This window comes from Pedobacter jejuensis, assembly GCF_003725795.1.
Lineage (GTDB): Bacteria > Bacteroidota > Bacteroidia > Sphingobacteriales > Sphingobacteriaceae > Pedobacter > Pedobacter jejuensis.
Genome location: NZ_RBEE01000010.1, coordinates 104,762 through 123,690, shown reverse-complemented (window position 1 = coordinate 123,690; position 18,929 = coordinate 104,762). Strand labels below are relative to the sequence as shown.

At 35.6% G+C, this 18,929-nt stretch carries 12 protein-coding genes; 5 read left to right on the top strand and 7 right to left on the bottom strand.

From position 1 onward, the window contains the following. Positions 1-611: TIR domain-containing protein (locus tag D7004_RS06490; protein ID WP_167459426.1), on the top strand; the 611-nt coding region annotated here is incomplete at its 5' end. Positions 612-1,182: 571 nt separating this feature from the next. On the opposite strand, the gene D7004_RS06485 is transcribed toward D7004_RS06490, so the two are convergent. Next, positions 1,183-1,926 (bottom strand): hypothetical protein, encoded by a 744-nt coding sequence (locus D7004_RS06485; protein ID WP_123205056.1) that lies wholly within the window; start codon positions 1,924-1,926, stop codon positions 1,183-1,185. A gap of 527 nt (positions 1,927-2,453) precedes the next feature. Next, positions 2,454-4,445 carry a PAS domain-containing sensor histidine kinase gene (locus D7004_RS06480; protein ID WP_123205055.1) on the bottom strand — a complete coding sequence of 664 codons (1,992 nt, stop codon included), beginning with the start codon at positions 4,443-4,445 and terminating at the stop codon, positions 2,454-2,456. Positions 4,446-5,668: 1,223 nt separating this feature from the next. On the opposite strand from D7004_RS06480, the gene D7004_RS06475 reads away from it, so the two are divergent. Then, positions 5,669-9,958: a PAS domain S-box protein gene (locus tag D7004_RS06475; RefSeq protein ID WP_123205054.1), complete on the top strand. Its 4,290-nt coding sequence runs from the start codon at positions 5,669-5,671 to the stop codon at positions 9,956-9,958. A 425-nt stretch (positions 9,959-10,383) separates the two neighbouring features. Here the strand turns inward: D7004_RS06475 and D7004_RS06470 are convergent, their stop codons facing one another. Next, positions 10,384-10,788, bottom strand: coding sequence for a VOC family protein (locus D7004_RS06470; protein WP_123205053.1), 405 nt, complete (start codon positions 10,786-10,788; stop codon positions 10,384-10,386). A gap of 58 nt (positions 10,789-10,846) precedes the next feature. Beyond that, a complete protein-coding gene (locus D7004_RS06465; protein WP_123205052.1) occupies positions 10,847-11,209 on the bottom strand; it encodes a nuclear transport factor 2 family protein in 363 nt (120 codons plus the stop codon). A gap of 246 nt (positions 11,210-11,455) precedes the next feature. Here D7004_RS06465 and D7004_RS06460 point away from each other — a divergent pair, with 246 nt between their 5' ends. Together D7004_RS06460 and D7004_RS06455 are read left to right on the top strand one after the other, a co-directional pair. After that, positions 11,456-12,478 (top strand): DUF5694 domain-containing protein, encoded by a 1,023-nt coding sequence (locus tag D7004_RS06460; RefSeq protein ID WP_167459425.1) that lies wholly within the window; start codon positions 11,456-11,458, stop codon positions 12,476-12,478. A gap of 906 nt (positions 12,479-13,384) precedes the next feature. Continuing rightward, entirely contained in the window at positions 13,385-14,155 is a 771-nt protein-coding gene (locus D7004_RS06455; RefSeq protein WP_123205050.1) for a sce7726 family protein, read from the top strand. Here D7004_RS06455 and D7004_RS06450 read toward each other — a convergent pair. The 3 genes from D7004_RS06450 to D7004_RS21230 form a co-directional block, all read right to left on the bottom strand. Continuing rightward, on the bottom strand, positions 14,152-15,285 hold the full coding sequence (locus tag D7004_RS06450; protein WP_123205049.1) for a beta family protein: 1,134 nt from the start codon (positions 15,283-15,285) through the stop codon (positions 14,152-14,154). The genes D7004_RS06455 and D7004_RS06450 overlap by 4 nt on opposite strands. A 148-nt stretch (positions 15,286-15,433) precedes the next feature. Continuing rightward, positions 15,434-16,093, bottom strand: a complete 660-nt coding sequence (locus tag D7004_RS06445; RefSeq protein WP_244214262.1) for a recombinase family protein — start codon at positions 16,091-16,093, stop codon at positions 15,434-15,436. 389 nt (positions 16,094-16,482) lie between these two features. Continuing rightward, entirely contained in the window at positions 16,483-16,659 is a 177-nt protein-coding gene (locus D7004_RS21230; protein WP_407946534.1) for an ATP-binding protein, read from the bottom strand. Positions 16,660-16,835: 176 nt separating this feature from the next. Between D7004_RS21230 and D7004_RS06435 the strand changes: the two genes are divergently transcribed. After that, the gene (locus D7004_RS06435) at positions 16,836-18,884 is read left to right on the top strand and encodes a TIM-barrel domain-containing protein (RefSeq protein ID WP_123205046.1); all 2,049 of its coding nucleotides are present in this window, start codon (positions 16,836-16,838) and stop codon (positions 18,882-18,884) included. Positions 18,885-18,929: the final 45 nt, after the last annotated feature.

Sequence of the window (18,929 nt, the reverse complement as noted above, 5' to 3'; positions counted from 1 at the left end):
TATTGCCAGAATATCCAAAAGCAATTAGAGACAATGTGTTATTTGAACTAGGATTGTTTATTGGATCACTATCCATTGATAGCGTTTATTTTATCAAACCTCACGGTGATGATTTACATTTACCAACTGATCTTATTGGATTAACACCCGGCGAATATGATTCGCAACATCCAAACATTGATGCCGCTGTTGGACCGTTTTGCACAAAAGTCGAAAAACTTATCAAACAACGCTACGAATATGCATTTATTCCACAAACAAGATATGGTTTAAATTTACTTTCAGAGACAACGAAAAATATCGAAGCGGGAAAAAATTATTGTATTGCGATAAAAATACCAAAAGGATCCAATTTTCTTTTAAATATAAAACAGCCGAATTATTTTACTAATAATAATGATAGGCAAAATTTAATTGCTTATAGTTTTGGTGATGTCTTAGGTTTTCGCTTTTTAGAAAGAGATTCAAATGGTATAATACTAAGTATAGATCTAGATACTGAAATTGGCGAATATGGAGTGAAGGTATTTCCAGGTTCATTTATAATTTTTGAAGGATACTTGAATGGAAATAAAATTCTTGATAAACAATTTGGCGAATCTTTAATTTAATTTACCAAAAATTCGTTTTATAGCCGTTTTTTTAAATTTTAAGTACATAGAGGTAGAGATGCAGAAATGCTATTGTGGGAGAGATTTTGAAGTGTATCCAACAGTTGAATAAAAACTTTTGAGGTTCACTATTTATGAGTAAATATAAATTTGATGAGAAACTACATCTTAAGTTATTGAACTTAAAATTTGTTTTGTAAGACATTTTTTCTTTTGTGGTGACTAGCGCATAAGATACTGACAGCTGAAAGAAAAATATACTATAGAGGTGGATATCTTCGTTTTTTGAGACAGATATTCTCTTCTTTTGCTAGCTATAGAAATGCACACTTTTTTAAACGGCTGTCTTAGTACCATATCTAGTAATGTTGTTATACTAGCTAAAATGCCCAATTCGATTTTAACTAATTGACGTAGATTAGGAAATAAATAATTTCCTAATAGTACCTTCTATCCTATTATATTCCAAAGCACTTTATTAATCACTAGTTTAAAAATAAAGTTTAGAAGTTTTTGGTCTATCAATTATATAAAACAAGCCCTCAATAGAAGGCTTGTTTTTTACTTTGATTTATTTCTTGGAGGTGGAGTTTCCTTTCCCTCTTTTATCATCCTTAGTGGAGGAGCAGGAGGTGGAGGAGGAGGTGTTGGTTTCGGTGGGTTTGAAGATTGCTTTGCCATTATTACTTTTTTTATTAATTGAATCTATTTTATTAATTATTTCCGAAGCGTTTGATATTGAAAACACTTGTATTTTATTTTCTTTATTAAATTTAAGGAAATTTATGACAAATGGTATTATTGATATAAGCAAAAAGATAATGCACGCTAATAATAATCTTTTTGCTTGAAATAAATGACTGGACTTTTTCGAGTTATTTTGAGCATTTATATCAATCGAATTCTGTAAACTCTTTAATAGATACTCATCGAACATTGATTCTGCCGAAGTACCTGCTGGAAGCATACTCAAGTTGGTATTAACATATGATACGAGGTTCAAATAGTAAGTGTCTAGGTCAATAGCAAAAGGTAGATAGCCATATTCATATCCTTTAAAATGGTTATTGTAAGATTTTGATATATTAAATAAAACACATAACCATGCTAACAATGATAAACCAAGTGATATGCAGAAAAATTCACAAATGAATGTGCCGAATCCCTGATCAAAATTATATCCACTTAACAAGAAGGCATAAAGAGCGAAAATTGCGGTAAGTATTCCAACTGGAATATTTACTGATTCATTTAAAACTTCTTGTCTTGCCAATTCATTATTATACCATTCATTGTGAAAATCTAGTCTATCCATGAGAGCGTGTTATTGTTAATATATTTAAAATTAATAGCTATTCTTCGTTTTTTGAGACAAAATATTCAAAATGAAGATCTATTGGCCTATCAAAATTCGACATTTTAATAAAAATTAACCAGCGTAATAAAAATGAACGGAATTACCTTAAACTTAGCAGCTACGCAACTATTAACTTACACTAATCATAGAAAGTAAGAATTTTAAGTTCTTTATAAGCTAAAACCCGATGAGATTGATAAAAACACTATTAGGTTTTGCTTTCTATAAGGGAGTACAATACCTAACCAATAAAAGCGGACTCGGTAAGGTTAAAAGATGAATTAAAGACAATACACCAAATATTATCGATAAAGCTAAAAATTTAGATGATAATTTATTAGGTACTAAAACTTTTCAAGGGTGCGAATTAAGGTAAATACCTCGTTTCTCTTGATCTCCTTGCTGCATTTGCAAATTTTGGCAACAGAGAACGAGTTGTTTACAGTAGGGATACTTTAAACATAAGCATTAAATTAAATACTAAATTATGTCAATGGTAACGTGAATGTGAAGGTAGAACCTTCACCCGACTTACTTTCAACAGAGATTTTGCCTTCATGGCGTTCGATGATTTCCGCACATAAGTATAGGCCTATCCCGAAACCGGCAATATTGTTGGTATGCTTGCTTTTTATCCGATAATATCGATCAAAGAGTTTTTCAATATCATCTGGTTTTATGCCCATTCCATGATCTGTAACGCTAACGTGCACACTGTTCTGATCTCTACCGCACACTACGTGGATAATTTTTCCTTTCGGTGAATATTTTACAGCATTGGTAAGCAGATTGGTTATAACAGATCCTATCTTGTCCCGATCGGCATAAATAACAAGCGGGTCACAGGGCAAAAGAACTATAGAATGGCTGGTTACTGTAAGTTTAATCTCTTCAATAATTTCCCTGGTCAGCTGATCCAGAGCAAAATTTTCTTTCTCGATATGTATTTTCCCAGATTCCAAACGTGAAATGTCAAGAAACCCCTTAATCATATTTGCCATTTTTTTTACTTGGGTGTTCGAATTTGAGATTGCCCCTACAACAAAGGGATCAGCATTATTTTTTAGCTTCGAATTTAACATTTGCAACAGCGCTGTAAGCGAAGTTAACGGCGTTTTAAGCTCATGGCTTACCATCCCGATAAAATCATTTTTTCTGATTTCATCCTGCTTTCGCTCCGTTATATCCATTACCGAGCCGATGAATCGAACGGGCTCGTCCTGCTCATCAAAATAAGCCTTGCCCATGGCTCTAACCCACCTTAGCTGATGATCTTCTACACCTATGGTGCGGTACTCAACATCGTAATGGCCGTTGCTGATCGATTTGACAAATACATTCTTGACTATTGTCTCGATCCTATCTCTGTCATCGGGATGAAGACCCGGCAGGAAATCTTTTTCATAGTCAACTGTATAATTATGGCTGATACCAAAAAGCGTACGGCAGCGCTTGTCCCAATCCATAGTCCCTTTTTTAATGTCAAGATCGAAAGTTCCCAATTGCGCAGCTGTTACGGCCATTGTTAAGGTATCCTGAGCTTTTATCAATTCTTGTTTGGATAATATCATATCTGTAACCTCGATAACGAAAACAAGTATACCATCTGATTCATTTTGGGCATCAGTTCTAGCTTGATAAATAAAATTGAAATATCGGTCTTCAATTGGGCCGTTTTCATATTTGGCCAGGGGAATTAGCAATTCTTTCCCTTCATAAGTTTTCCCTGTTTGAAAAACCTCCTGTAAAATTTCCCAGATTGGTTGTCCCTTGATTTCTGGTATGGCATGCAATAAAGCCTTGCCCATTAATTTCCTGCCCGGAAAAAGTTGTTGATAAAGTGGGTTGACTAGCTCAAAAACCAGATTGGCCCCATCAAGGATACAGATTCCGACAGGGGCTTCCATGAAAAAGCGGTTGAATCTATCACGCTGACCTTCCGCTTGTAATTGAGCAATACTCAACTTTTCGTTTGCCCCGGTAACTGTTTTTATGTTTTTGACTGTATTTGTTGTTTCATTACAGATAACGAGCACCCCCGCGGGATCGCCCATTTCATCTTCGACTCTGGTATAACTAAAAGTCCAATAAACATCTTCCAATTTATTATTGCGAAATATTGGAATGAGCTGATCTTCATGCCAGATCGACTCTCCTCCAGAAAGGACCTGGTCAATCATAGGCTTGATAACCGGCCATGTTTCAGGCCAGCATTCTTCTCCCCGTTGACCCAGTGCTCTTGGGTGTTTTCCTTCGAATCCCAAACTTGGACGGTATGCATCATTGTAAAATTGGATCAGTTCTGGTCCCCACCATAAAAACATAGGAAATTTAGAGTTTAGAACCACGTTCAAAAGAGTCAATAAACTTTGGGGCCATAACCCAACTGCTCCTAAGGGTGTTTTAGACCAGTCGAAGGAACGGGTCAGTTCCCCCATCTCTCCGCCAGCGCGTAATAATTTGGACTGAGCTTTCATATAAGCCAAATGTAAGAAAACGGGTTAATAAATAAATATATTAGCTACGTAAGTTCGGTCCAGAAAGATCATCATGAACTTTTTTATCTTTTTATGAAAAATAAGGTGCTGTTAAACTCTCTAACCGACCTACAATCTGATTTACAAGTTAGTTATTAATTACATCTTTAATTGGGTAACAGTCGATAACATGTATGCATCAAAAGCCCTTATCTTAACACGACTTGGTCATATTGGATAAACCGAAGTATATTGATCCCTTCTAATGTGAAATAAATTTATTAAATTTTTTGATTGTCTGCATATTAGTAAATTGGCGAGAAGGGGTCAAATGGATTGGTTTACCCCCCCCCAAGGATCTTTAGTTCTTCAAATTTGAAAACTTTGCATGGAGCTGAGTCTATGGATTATACTGTCTTTGGTCATCAATATTAAACAGCCCGTCTATTGCATTTTCAATGTTCGATTTTAGCAAAATTGGGTGATCCATATTTTGATTTATTCGAAGATATCATCCTTTGTTTGTGTTAAAGACACAGTTATGAGTCAATAGTTTTGATAAGAGCATAAAAGCTCATCAATCGGAAAGATCGCCGATAGATTCAATGAGCATCAGAAAGATATGATTACCATCACTTTTATCCTGGCGCCGTATCATTCTGAGAAATCAGGTTTTACGATATATTTGACTACATCACTTAGGAAATCTTGATAAGATATAAAGTCTGTAAGAAGTTTTACTTGCATAGGATTATTGACCACATTAAGTACCCAAAAAATAAACGAGTTAACATTATAATCATTAAAAACACTAAAAAAATTAAAATTGGATGTTAACCCACTATTAAATGGAGCCTTTATTAAATAATATGGAGGTCGAGGTAATAGCGCAGGAAAGCATTGCTTCCTTTATGACCTCTTGTGTTAGCTATTCCAGAGAGAGTGGCGCAGAAAATGCCATAAAAACGTTCCCGCAAATAAGGCTTTATCGAAAATTTAAGGTCAAGTTTTCCAGACGCAGCCATTGCAAAATAAAGATATCGAAATTAATATATTTACTGCTATAAATAATATATAGACCAGAAAAAATTGAATCGTTATGAACAAGTAAGTCATATGATATTGGATAAAGTTTATGTATATTACCAAAACTTGATTTAACTTCAAATCATCTCCAGGTCGATCCGATCTTGACTAACCAAAGAATTAAGAAAACCATCTCTATGTTAAGTAACATAATATCTGACCCGATTAGTCATTTTAGCGACCTTGCTTCTGTTGCGAAGTCAATCTCTGGCTTAGAATATTTTTTTCTCACTACTAACGGCACTGAAGTCTATGGTAATATGCCTGTTCTCAGCACCGATATTTTATCTGAAGCAGAGTTTGATTCGGTGCTATCCAATTTTAGTGAAAAAACATTCCAAAATAATCTAGCTTTCGACACATTCTTAACTAGCGATTTTTCGTATCTAACACCTTACAAAACTTTTTACACTTTCGCCGTACAAAATGACTCTGATGGAGTATCCGGCTTACTAGGTTTGCTGGATAAAGATGAAAAACCTTTACAAGATTCACAGATCGAGGCAATAGGCCAGTTATGTTCTCAAATCGGAAAATTACATAAAGAAAGGAGCTGTACTGAATTACAGAACTTCTCTGAAATATTTGAGCTTTCTGAAGATTTGATTTGCATATGCAGCTTAGATGGGAATCTGGAAAACGTAAACCCAAGTTTTGAGCGTGTGCTTGGCTGGAAAAGCAAAGAAATTTTGGGTAAACTGCTATACGATTTTGTGCATGAAAAAGATAAAAGGTACACCAAAACTAAACTTGGTAGTTTACTAAAAGATGCAAGCAGAACAGGATTTACACATCGATTGCTAACCGCTACAAACGAATTTAAAACAATAGAATGGATTGCAACGGTTGTACCTACAACAGGAAAAGTTTCTGCTATTGGTAGGGATATAACTGAACAGCTTGATAAACAACAAAAGCTGCTACAAAGCGAGAAAAAGTTTAAACTATTCTTTGAAAATTCGCAAGGCTTAATGTGTACTCACGATTTGGCGGGTAAATTCATTTCTGTAAACGAATCTGGAGCAAAAATACTGGGTTATACAAAGACCGAACTTGATGGATATTCACTTTACGATATTGTTCCAAAAAACAGGCACATATATCTCGACCAATATCTTCAATTAATACAAAAACAAGGATTTGCAAAAGGTCAGATGCTAACCTTAGGTAAAGATCGCAGCGAAAGAACGTGGATGTTTTCAAACGTGGTGCAGGAAGATGATACTGGTGGTTTTTATGTTATTGGTAATGCTGTTGACATCACAGAACAGCATGCATTAGAAAAAGATTTACTGCGCACAAAGAGCATTTTGGAACAAACTAATAAGGTTGCGAAAGTAGGTGGATGGGAAATGGATATGGCTACCAATAAATTAGAGTGGACGTCAATAACAAAGGAAATTCATGAAGTGGATGAATCTTTTGTGCCTGAAGTTTCTTTAGCCATTAGCTTTTATAAACCCGGCGAAAGTAGAAAGAAGATTGAAAATGCATTTAAAATAAACACTACAACTGGTGAACCTTATGATTTGGAGTTGGAAATAACAACTGCAAAAGGCCGAGATATTTGGGTTAGGGCTATTGGAAATGCAGTATTTAAAGATGGCGTTTGTACTCGTTTATACGGTACTTTCCAAGATATAGATGAATACAAAAAATCGGAAATTGCGTTGGCAGAATCTAAAAAACTTTTAGATGATGTATTAAATGCCGCTTCTGATTTATGCATTATAGCAACTAACTTAAATGGTATAATTACCGTTTTTAATAAAGGTGCAGAAAGTTTGCTTGGATATACTGCTGCAGAAATGATTGGGAAGCAAAATCCTGAAATGCTTTATATACGACACGAAATTGAAAGTCATGAGCCAGCTGTTAAAGTCTTCGAAAACGATCTTATTGGCTTCGAATATTTTTTAGAGATATCAAAGAAAAATTCATCAGCCAAGCACGAATTAAGTTTCGTTTCTAAAACCGGCAATAAGTTAGATGTTTCACTAATTGTTTCTTTAATTACCGATCCACAGGGCGAAATAATCGGTTTTCTTGGTGTGGCTACTGATATCACAAACCAAAAGGAAATGGAAGTGGCACTTTCTATTGAAAGAGCTCGCCTATTGGCTTTTATAGAGCATACTCCTGCAGCGGTTGCTATGCTGGATAACGATATGAAATATTTGGCAGTTAGCCAGAAATGGATTGAGGATTATAAATTTAAAACCAATGATTTAATTGGTGCTTCACACTACCAAATGTTTCCAAATTTGGATGAAGAAAGAAAGGCAAGGCACAAAGAAATTTTAAAGGGAAAAATTGTTAGGCGAGAGGAAGATATATTTATTGATTCTCAAACCGATGAACAACACTTTATAACCATGGAAATGCGTCCATGGTATCGTTCTGAAGCTGAAATTGGTGGCATGATGATTTTTACCCAAGATATTTCTGGTATGATTGCCCAGCGTGAAGAACTAAAAACCGCAAAAATACATGCCGACGAGGCTAACCTGGCAAAATCAGAATTTTTGGCAAACATGAGCCACGAAATCAGAACGCCATTAAACGGTGTAATTGGTTTTACCGATTTGGTTTTGAAAACTAAGCTTGACGAAATTCAACAACAGTACCTCAAAATTGTAAGCCAATCTGCCGGGGCACTGCTTAACATCATCAACGATATTTTAGATTTTTCTAAAATAGAAGCCGGCAAATTCGAATTGGATATCGACAAGTGCGATTTATATGAAATGACTTGTCAGGCAACTGATATTACCACATATCAAATTCAATCAAAAAACCTGGAAATGTTGCTTAATTTAAGTCCAGAACTATCACGATTTGTATGGGCTGATGATATTCGTTTGAAACAGGTGATAACCAATTTGCTCGGTAATGCAGCTAAATTTACTGAACGTGGTGAGATAGAATTGAAAGTAGAAATTTTAGAAGAAGAAGCTAAAAAGTGCATGTTTCGATTCAGTATTCGCGATACTGGAATTGGTATTCAGGCCGATAAGCAAGATAAAATATTCGAAGCTTTTGCTCAAGAAGATTCTTCAACCACGAAAAAATATGGCGGAACCGGATTAGGGCTAACCATATCAAACAAGTTGTTAAGGATGATGGGAAGCAGATTAGAGCTTTTAAGCGAGGCAGGAAAAGGAAGTACATTTTATTTTGATATCTGGCTTGAATGCGAAAAGGGTGATGCAATTGAGTGGAAAGAAATTGATGCAGTTAAAAACGTTCTGATTGTAGACGATAATGATAACAACAGGAATTTCCTTAGAGATATGCTCAACTTAAAAGGCATTAACACCGACTTGGCTAAAAGTGGCTTTGAGGCATTGCAGTATTTAGCCGAAGGCAGGTTGTATGATGCTGTTTTAATGGATTACCACATGCCATTTATGGATGGTTTGGAAACGATAGATAAAATCAGAAAAAGCTTCTTTGAATCGCATGAAAGCTTGCCAATACTTTTACTACACAGTTCGGCCGATGATAACACTTTAATTACATCAAGCAAAAGTTTACAAGTTAACCGCAGACTTGTTAAGCCAATTAAAATGCCTGATTTGTACGATGCCTTGTCTAAATTACACATTAAACAGGATGTTGAAACAAACGTCGCCGCAAATAAAAAAGAACCGAAAGCGGTGATAAGAACTGATACTGGAAAAGTTAAAATATTAATAGTTGAAGATAACGAAGTAAACCGATTTTTAACCAGAAGCTTAATTTCAAATATGTTGGATGGAATAGAAATTATTGAAGCAAATAATGGCAAAGATGGTTTAGAGTGTTTTATCAAACATGCGCCCAATCTTATTTTAATGGATGTGCAAATGCCACTAATGAATGGTTTACAGGCTACCAAAGCTATCCGTGAGTTGGAAAAGGGAAAACATACACCGATTATTGCGGTAACAGCTGGTAATGTTTCTGGAGAGCGTGAAAAATGTTTAGAGGCCGGTATGGATGATTTTATTACGAAACCAATCTTTCAAGGCGCTCTAGAATTGGTAATAAATAAATGGATTGGAAAACTTGCCGATGATAAACCTACAACAATCGAATCGGATGCTGAAGGCGATGAGCATTTCGATTCATCAAGACTAAGCATGTATTATGGAGAAAATAAAGAAAAGCTTGCAAAAATTGCATCGTTAACCATTATGCAATTGGAAAAGGTTGCAGAACAGCTAAAAGAATTGGCTAAAATAGGCGATATAGAAAATATCAAATTGCTTGGGCATAAAATTTATGGAACTTCCTCATCTGCCGGATTGATGCTGCTGCAAAAATATTCTTCTAAACTGGAAGCCATTACTCAAGTTGATTTCCTGATGTTGAATGAACTTACAAATGATTTTATAAACGAAGTGTCAATCCTTAAAAAAATCTTAACCGAAAAATATTTATAATCCTAGGCAACCAATTTTTTTATAATGTAAATTAACAGCTCATGTTTTTTTTATCTTACTGTGTTTGAATTTGAAAAGACTAATTTTTTGCGATTGTCAAATAGTTAAGGAAGAGGAAAGCATGTATATCTTATAACTCCAGTTTTCCAAATCCATACAGCAGCAGAATTTATCCTTTTTCTTTTGCCGTACTTAACATTAAAATCAACAGCTAAAAGAAGAATAGGGTAGGGATACCTTCGTTTTGAGAGACTAATAACATCTAATGAAATTCCTTAATCTTATTAAAAAATCTGCATTTTATTGATAATAACAAATATAGCAAGTTGCGAATTTGAGCACTGGAATTACTTTTTGCTAAATGAGAATACTAATCATAAGTAAAAATTATAGTCTATATTTTGATTTATTATGTAGGCAATAATCTACATTCGCTCATCCATACAAACTATATTAAACTTATGTCCATCCGGATCGGAAAATACACAAACATAAAAACCGTTTTCATCAATTTTAGGACCCATGTTAAGGGTTCCTCTAGACGACTTTACCAGTTCAGCCCATTGATCAACTTCTTCATTACTCTTGGCTGCCATTGAAAAGATCACTTCATTACCATCTCTGGTTGAGCTGACATTGCCATTCATACTAGAGGCAAGGCGATCTGACTTAAAAAAATTAATTACGAACTGATTATCTCCAAACTTGAAACTAGCGAGGTTTTCGACTTCATCATATCCATTGCTTTTAAATCCTAATTGCTCATAAAAAGATTTTGTTCTTTTTAGATCTTCAACAGCTAGGTTACCCCATATCATTGACGTTTGCATGGTGAATTTGTTTAAGTATGTTTATTATACAATTAATAACGTTACTATGACGCAAATCCTATACGTTATCAATAACATATGAAATCATGCGAATAATCTTATCATTTGAAAAATGATATATATCACAAGATGATCCCTGATAAGGACTTCCATTAGGTCTTTCTCCAGTAGTGGTACACTCTACAGATGCCATTTCTCCATCGATGATTATTGTTCCGAATTTGAAATACATTCTTTTGGGCATATCCTCTCCAGCATCCATGTTTTTAATCTCATCTTTACCCCTCAATGTAGTATGCCCAGTTGATGAGCTATACATTTCCCATATGATTTCGTCCGAAAGGAATTCTATAAATTCCTCCATTTTGTTTTCTTCGAAGATCTTATTGACCTTGGTTATAAGTTCTCTTGTTGTAGCCATAGAAATTAAACAAATTGAGAAAAGAAAAGTTTGTTCAATATCCTTCGCAGTAGGTCTTTAATAAAAATAACATGTTGTATTTGACTTCTCAAGACTTGCGATTTTCGCTTTCCACGCTTACAGCTATCCAGTAAATTAAAATAATAATATTATCTTGCTATCGCTACCTGTCTGGGCATCCTATTTATTATGCCCGTGAGTTGCAATGATTAATGGCGACATATGAGATTTTATATCACTATATTCTTGGTATTAGGCATTTTTGCTAACGGATTTGGGCAAAAGGTGAAGATTCTTCTTATTGGAGCTTCTCATGACTACAGAAAATCTAAGGACCAAAATTTTTCAAATATTCATCAAAGAATACGGGCATTTAAACCAAGTGCTTTTTTCGGAGAGTTTGTTAGTCCAGAAGATGAAGCAACCCTGATGGACTATTGGTGTAAAACTGATAATCTCAAAAGATTGAAAAAATTACGTTCTAACAGGCATATTCCATTAGACAAGATCACTAGGGTTATCGATAGTTTAAAAGTAATTTCAGAACGAGACAATGATAATTTCTATCTTAAATCAGATCTTGCTCATGCCTATTACCTGGCTCAGGATGCTGCCAATGGCCATTATTTATATTGGCAGGTATATGACCATTTAAATAAGTCAGCAGATAGTAAGCTGGAGAAATACGTTGACAGTCTACTTTGTCCAAAGCAAGATGTTTCCGGAAGGAGTATGAAAAGACTGGCTACTTCAGAGTATGCTTTTATAGCATTTCCTATGATGAAGGAGTTTGGGCTAACGGAAATGTTGTCGATGGATTGCCAGGATTATGATTTGAACTGGACCGCTTCTGCAATAGCTTTTCATAATAAATTCGAAGTATTTCAAAAAGATTCGCTGGCAACAGCTTATAAAGCTATAGCTGCTTTATTAGAGAAAAGAGATAAAGGTTTTAAGAAATACCAGGAAATGGAAAGGTCATCAAATGTTTTTACAGAATGGTTAAACACTGATGAGGCCGCAGATATATTAGCATCTGGTGATTTTTACTTTAATGAACTTTATAATTTTAAAAACTTTCCAAAAGAAGAGATATTATCTCAAATTCATTGGTGGAAAAAGCGGAATGAAGGAATGTGTATGAATATTGTGAATAGAGCTAATGAAATTCATGCTAAACGTGTAGTCGTCATGGTGGGAGCCAACCATAGAAAGTTTATGCAAGAAATATTCCAAAAAATACCGGATATTGAGGTACTAACACTATAATGCCTCAATGAGTAAAAAGTCATCATTTAACAAATGTAGTATCAAATGTTTCTGATTTTTATAGATAGTTTTTTCTTTGTTGAATTGGTGCTTGGGCAATTATAGGTTAAATAAAGATATTCATTATGGGATGTATACCTACGTATTATTTTATAAAAAGCAAATTTTCAAATAACTAGCCTAAGTTCCTTACGATTAACCGCAAAGCAACATTTCGCAAGGCTTCTGTATGAGTCTCAAATATTTATGTTTGCTTTGGGCATAAAGCAGGTTCAGCTTTAATTTAGCAGCTAGGAGGGTTAAACTTGGCTTGATATGGTAAATAACAAATCCCGAACAGCTATGCTGCCCGCCCAACAAAAAACAAAATATTGATATGTTAAGATAATTAGAGTTTTCCCGCTCATTATCCTGATCAAATGCATAAACTTGAGACAAACAAAAGAAAACACAAAAAAAATTGGGCTGGCGAATCACCAATCCATTATCACAAAACTAAAATTTTCAAAAAAGGCCTTCTACGCCTATAATAAATTCTGCGGCCAGTATAAGCTATGCCGATATCTTCCAACAGCGGCCATGCCCGGAACCCTTTTATGTCAATGTGGATGAGAACCTTATTGAGCCCCAGGCTTTGGCTAAACATAGCAGAACTCATCGTAAGGAACACTGATTATTTATAAATGTCTAACTGAAATAAAGATAAATTTAAATTCTTCGTTTTTTGAGAATTTATTTCTCTTTGCTAAAGCTATTTTCCTATATACAGAAATAAAGGAATCTGGTAAGTTTAGGTTGCTGAAAAGTACCGTGGTGCAGTTTTGTAGCCAGATTAAAATAGTTCATCAACCATCAAATAAATTTCTCCGAGCTGTAAATTTTGTGTAAATTTCCCAAGTCTTATTTATGGAATTCCAACACCGCTCCAGTCTTGATTACCGCCTGATTAATGGTATAGCAAAAAGCTATAGCACACTTGATTACACGCAGAAGTTACGCGGGATGCTGGATCACCTGTTCCCATGCGATAATTTTGACAAATATTGCAAATACGACCTTCATAGGAAGATTAATGAGGTTATCTTTGATGGTTATGAGGGTGAACAGGTTCTAAAGTACCGTTTGTTTGATGCTTTCCGGCAGTCAGATCTTGTTGCTGCCTATGAAATTAAAGTTAGGAACAGCAGGGTGGATTTTCTTACCATCAACGGTCATACAACCAGTTTTGAGATTAAGTCCAATCTGGATAACCTTTACAAACTCGAAAAGCAAGCCAATGACTACATGCAAGCTTTTGAGCTCAACAATGTAGTTATCCATGAACGTCACTTAGAGAAGTGTATCGGTCTGATCCCAGGGAATTTCGGCATTATTACCACTGACAAAGAAGGGCATGCTTTTTACCGCAAACCAGTATTAAATAGGAACCTTGATCCCCAGGCCCAGCTCAGCCTTTTGACTAAGCGGGAGCTGAAGAAGTATATGGCTTCGCCGGATACCACTGCTATAATGGATTCCATTTCACCTGAGGAGGTCAATTCATCCTTCAAACTGGCACTAAAGGAAAGGTATAGAAGCAGATGGGACTTTGTTGTCCGTCATTCAAAAGATATCCTGCCCATTGATCTGCAGTTTTTTTTCAATAAGAACATTATGCCCGAATATATCTATAGCTAACGGTTAAAATAACCGGCATTGAGTTTGGTCCGGATGCAATAAAGATAGTGTTCCATTGAAATGCGTTTAAGCTTAGCTTGGCTTCTCCAGGCTTCGTTTTCATCCCACATGTCATTAACCATTTTCCAGCCTCTGTTCCCTGACCCTAAGTATTCCAAATGGGAGCCGTTCATATGTGTGACGATATCAGAAATAAGCAGATCTTTCAAAATTTTATGTTTAATGTCGTCCAGATGGCGTTTCTCATCCTTCTTCCATGTTCTGCCACGGTAACCATAAAAATCATTCCCGATCGCGTCGTAGAATATAAGTCCGGGACTTATACCACCACCTTCCTCAACAAGATCCTTTTTTACGCCTGCATAATCAGCAAAGCACTGGGCATAAAACCCTTCAAAACTATCCATGAGTATATTGCTGATCCCGCTGATACGCTGTGCATGTTCCAGTTTGGAATTGCTAAGAGTATGGGCAATAGGGCTGTTAATGATGATGACGCTACAGATGTTGAAATCTTTTATCTTGCCAGTTATATAAAGCGCCTCGTCAATATCGTCAGGATCTGAAAGACAAAGCTCTCCCAAATCGATAAAAAGAAAGTCCTGTGGCTTTGCAACCGTGCGGATCTGGGCGATGTCGCTGATAATGGAATTTCCCGAAGTTCGGTAAGCAATTGAATCAAATTCTGGCCGCAGGTCAGCCTCCTGAAGTAAAATAGATTGTTTTTCCCCGTCACCAATGTGTGCATAGGTACTGATCACGGGTATGATTTTTTTGCAGCTGCTCAGGCTCAACATACGCTCGGTTCTCACCGCCCTTTTTTCAACCACACTAAGCATAAATTCTATTACCGGTTCAGGCATATTACGGCTACGTACCAGATGCACTGGAAGGTCGACGAAAATACGTTCACTGTTGATCGCCTGAAGAATAGGCAGATAGATTTGATGGAAGGGCTTCAGCGGTTTTGCGGAAGTTCTATCGCTGGCCCTAGGCACTGCTGCTTTCTGGGGCTGAGCCTTGAAAATTTCGACATATGGAAAAATATCCTTTCCGAAATCGAATGTAATCAATACGCCTTTTTCTTGCTGGCGTAATCTGAATATAGGTACGTAAACTGGTGTATTCATGAGTGTTAATTTAGATGATTGGATAAACCAGAATGGACTGACCCCATGTCACCGGAAATATAATTGTTGTTAATTTTTGATTGCCAGTATATTATTGAATTGGCGAGAATGGGTCAAGCATTTTGGTTTATCCATATCTCCCATTTTATCATTTTTTTTGTAGTTTTTTTATTTCGTCATTCGTGTGGGTGTCGAGAATTTTAGCATAACGATAAAATGTCGCTCGTGTTAATTGAAGCCCTTTATAAATTTGTTCCGGTGTTTTATCCATATCTCTATATACAGACCGCATAACCAATAGTTTAGAAATCGTATCTTTAGTAAAGCCTCTTGGTCTACCTCCGGTACGGCCTCTGGCTCTTGCTGATTCTAACCCTGCCTTTGTTCTTTCTCTTATTAATTCTCTTTCATATTCAGCTAATGAAGCCATTATATTTAAAAAAAGTCTGCCATTAATCGTTGCGGTATCTACTCCATCGGTTAACCCTTTTATTATAATTCCTTGGTCACTTAAATTTAAAACTAAATCAATAATATGTTTTAAGCTTCTTCCCAAACGGTCTAATCTCCAGACAAGTAATTCATCCCCTTTACGAAGTTGAGTAGTCATCTTATCAAGTTCGGGGCGAATCTTGGTTGCTCCGGAAATTGTTTCCTTAAATATGATTTCGCACCCCGCTTTTTCGAGTGCTTCAATTTGCAGATTTAGATTTTGTTCTTTAGTAGAAACCCTGGCGTATCCTATCTTCATTATTGTATCAATAAAACGTTCTTCTGTAAATTTAATAAACTTTGTTTTGTGATACAAGTTTTTGGGAAACTAGCCATGTTAGGTTTGAATCTGTCTCATAAAATTTCAGAATCTCATAATACCACCGTTTCTGAAAAATCTAATAATGGTTGAATAGTTGATATGATCTATTGATATTATTTTAACTGAAACATTTTTCAATGCTTTTAAATCCTTCGAATCATACAATTTGCGTCAGGGGTTTGCTGTATAACAAGCAAGTTCAGATGAAAAAAAATAATAACCAATTAAAACTTTGATATATCTTTTCAAAACAGACGCAGATTTTGGGATCTTCGCAATGTGACCATGGTTTCATCCAGACCTTTCCATTGTCACGCCTTGTAATTTCTGCTGAAAGGTAAAGCCCAAGACCGAACTTGTAATGATATTTGTATAGCTGTTGTCTATCCAGTAATAGCGCTCGAAGAGTCTCGCCTGATTCCTGGTATCTTCCCAATACCATGATCAGTTACGCCTACGGCCAAGTCCTTTTCCGTACAGTTGATTTCAATCTCTACTGCCTCACCGGATCCACTGTGCTTAATCGCATTGCTGATATAATTGGTAATGACCTGCCCGATTTCTTCCCTACCTCCGTTCTTGCTGATTCGGATTTTAGTATAGTTACGATTTAGATTAACATTTGTATACCTATTATAAACATTTGAATAATCAGTAATCTTCTGTCTTTATTATTTTTGGCCTATCAATAACCAAATATTTATTAATCGCCATGCTGCGGTTTACGATAAGCTTTATGAGAAAAATTTCTACCCTTTTAAATACGATAGTATTTTTATTTGCCCTTCCTATTATTTGTTTTTCACAGAACACTCATTATCAAAAAACCGATAATGGTATTATTGTTAAGCCAACCATAAATAATTCTATTATTGGTAAACAAATCAAATTAGAAGTAGTTACAGAAAAAATTATCCACGTTGTAGTTACCGTTGCCGATAAATTTTCTTTAGAGCCTAGTTTAATGGTTATTCCGGTAAAATCTAAACCCGAGTTTACTATTTCTGAAAGTGGCGATAATATAGAACTGAAAACCAGGGCACTTAATGTAAAGGTAAATGTTAATACAGGGCAAATTGTTTATCAAGATGTTAACAGTAAAAGCATTTTAGAAGAGAAATCCTTTTCTGCCAGAACTTTTAAAGCAGTTTCTAACGATGGCGAAGCAAGCTATCAAATTGAGCAGGTTTTTAACTCACCTGATGATGAAGCTCTATATGGATTAGGGCAGCATCAAGACGATATGATGGACTATAAAGGCAAGCAGGTTTTATTGCTTCAAAACAATACCGATGTTGCCATTCCTTTTCTGCTAAGCAATAAAAATTATGGTATCCTCTGGGATAATTATTCCATTACGAAGGTTGGCGATACCAGAGATTATCAACCGCTTTCTAGTTTTAAATTGTTTTCTAAAGATGGCGACCAAGGTTGGTTAACTGCAAGTTATGCAGATAAGAAAACGGGTGTGGTGGCAATTACCAGAGCCGAATCGGATATTGATTATTCTTTCTTAAGTGATATGAAAAAATTTCCCGATAGCTTTAAAATGGCTAACGGAAAAGTAACTTATGAAGGTAAAATATCTTCAGGATATACTGGTCTTCAACATTTTAATGTTAAGTATGCTGGTTATATAAAAATCTGGATTGATGGCAAAATGTTGGTTGATAAATGGCGTCAGGCATGGAATCCTGGTTCTGCAGTTGTAGAAACAGAAATGTTGAAAGACAAAAAATATGATATCAAAATAGAATGGATCCCTGATGGTAATGAATCCTACCTCTCGATTAAAGCACTAACACCAATACCCGAAGCTGATGAAAATCAGTATGCTTTCGCATCTGAATCGGGCGATGAAATTAATTATTATTTCGTTTCAGGAGCAAATGCCGATGATGTAATTAGCGGCTATAGAACATTAACTGGTAAAGCTGTTTTAATGCCAAAATGGGCTATGGGTTTTTGGCAAAGTCGCGAAAGATATAAAACCCAGGAAGAACTTTTGGGTGTGGTAAAAGAATTTAGAAACCGTAAAATTCCTATAGATAATATTGTACTCGATTGGCAGTACTGGAAGCCAGATAGCTGGGGGACACATGAGTTTGAAAAAAGCCGTTTTCCTGATGCTGATGGCATGATCAAAACACTTCATGATACCTATCACACCAAATTAATGATTTCTGTTTGGCCAAAATTTTACTCTGGCAATGCCAATTACAATCTGATGAATAAAAATGGCTTTTTGTATAAACGCAATATTGCTGATGGAAGAAAAGATTGGTTGGGATATCCTTCTACTTTTTACGATGCTTTTAATCCTGAAGCTCGAAACCTTTTTTGGGATTTAATGAACAAATCTTTATATAAAAAAGGAATTGACGCCTGGTGGATGGATGCAACAGAACCAGATATACATTCTAACCTGCCAATTTGGGAAAGAAAACAAAATATGACACCAACTTATCTTGGTTCGGGTACAAAATATTTTAATGCTTTTCCATTACAAAATTCAAAAGGAGTTTATGAAGGTCAACGTAAGGAAAACCCAAACAGCCGTGTATTTATTTTAACGCGTTCGGCTTATGGCGGCTTGCAAAGATATGCTGCTGCCACTTGGAGTGGTGATATTGTATCAAGATGGGAAGATATGAAATCGCAAATTTCTGCAGGAATTAATTTTTCGTTATCTGGCTTACCATATTGGACAATGGATATTGGTGGTTTCTCAGTAGAACGCAGGTATGAAGATCCAAATACCGAACCATTTATGAGACAATTTTAATCAGGGTTTAACATGTTAACTCCGTAAAATAGCCAGCAAAATGTC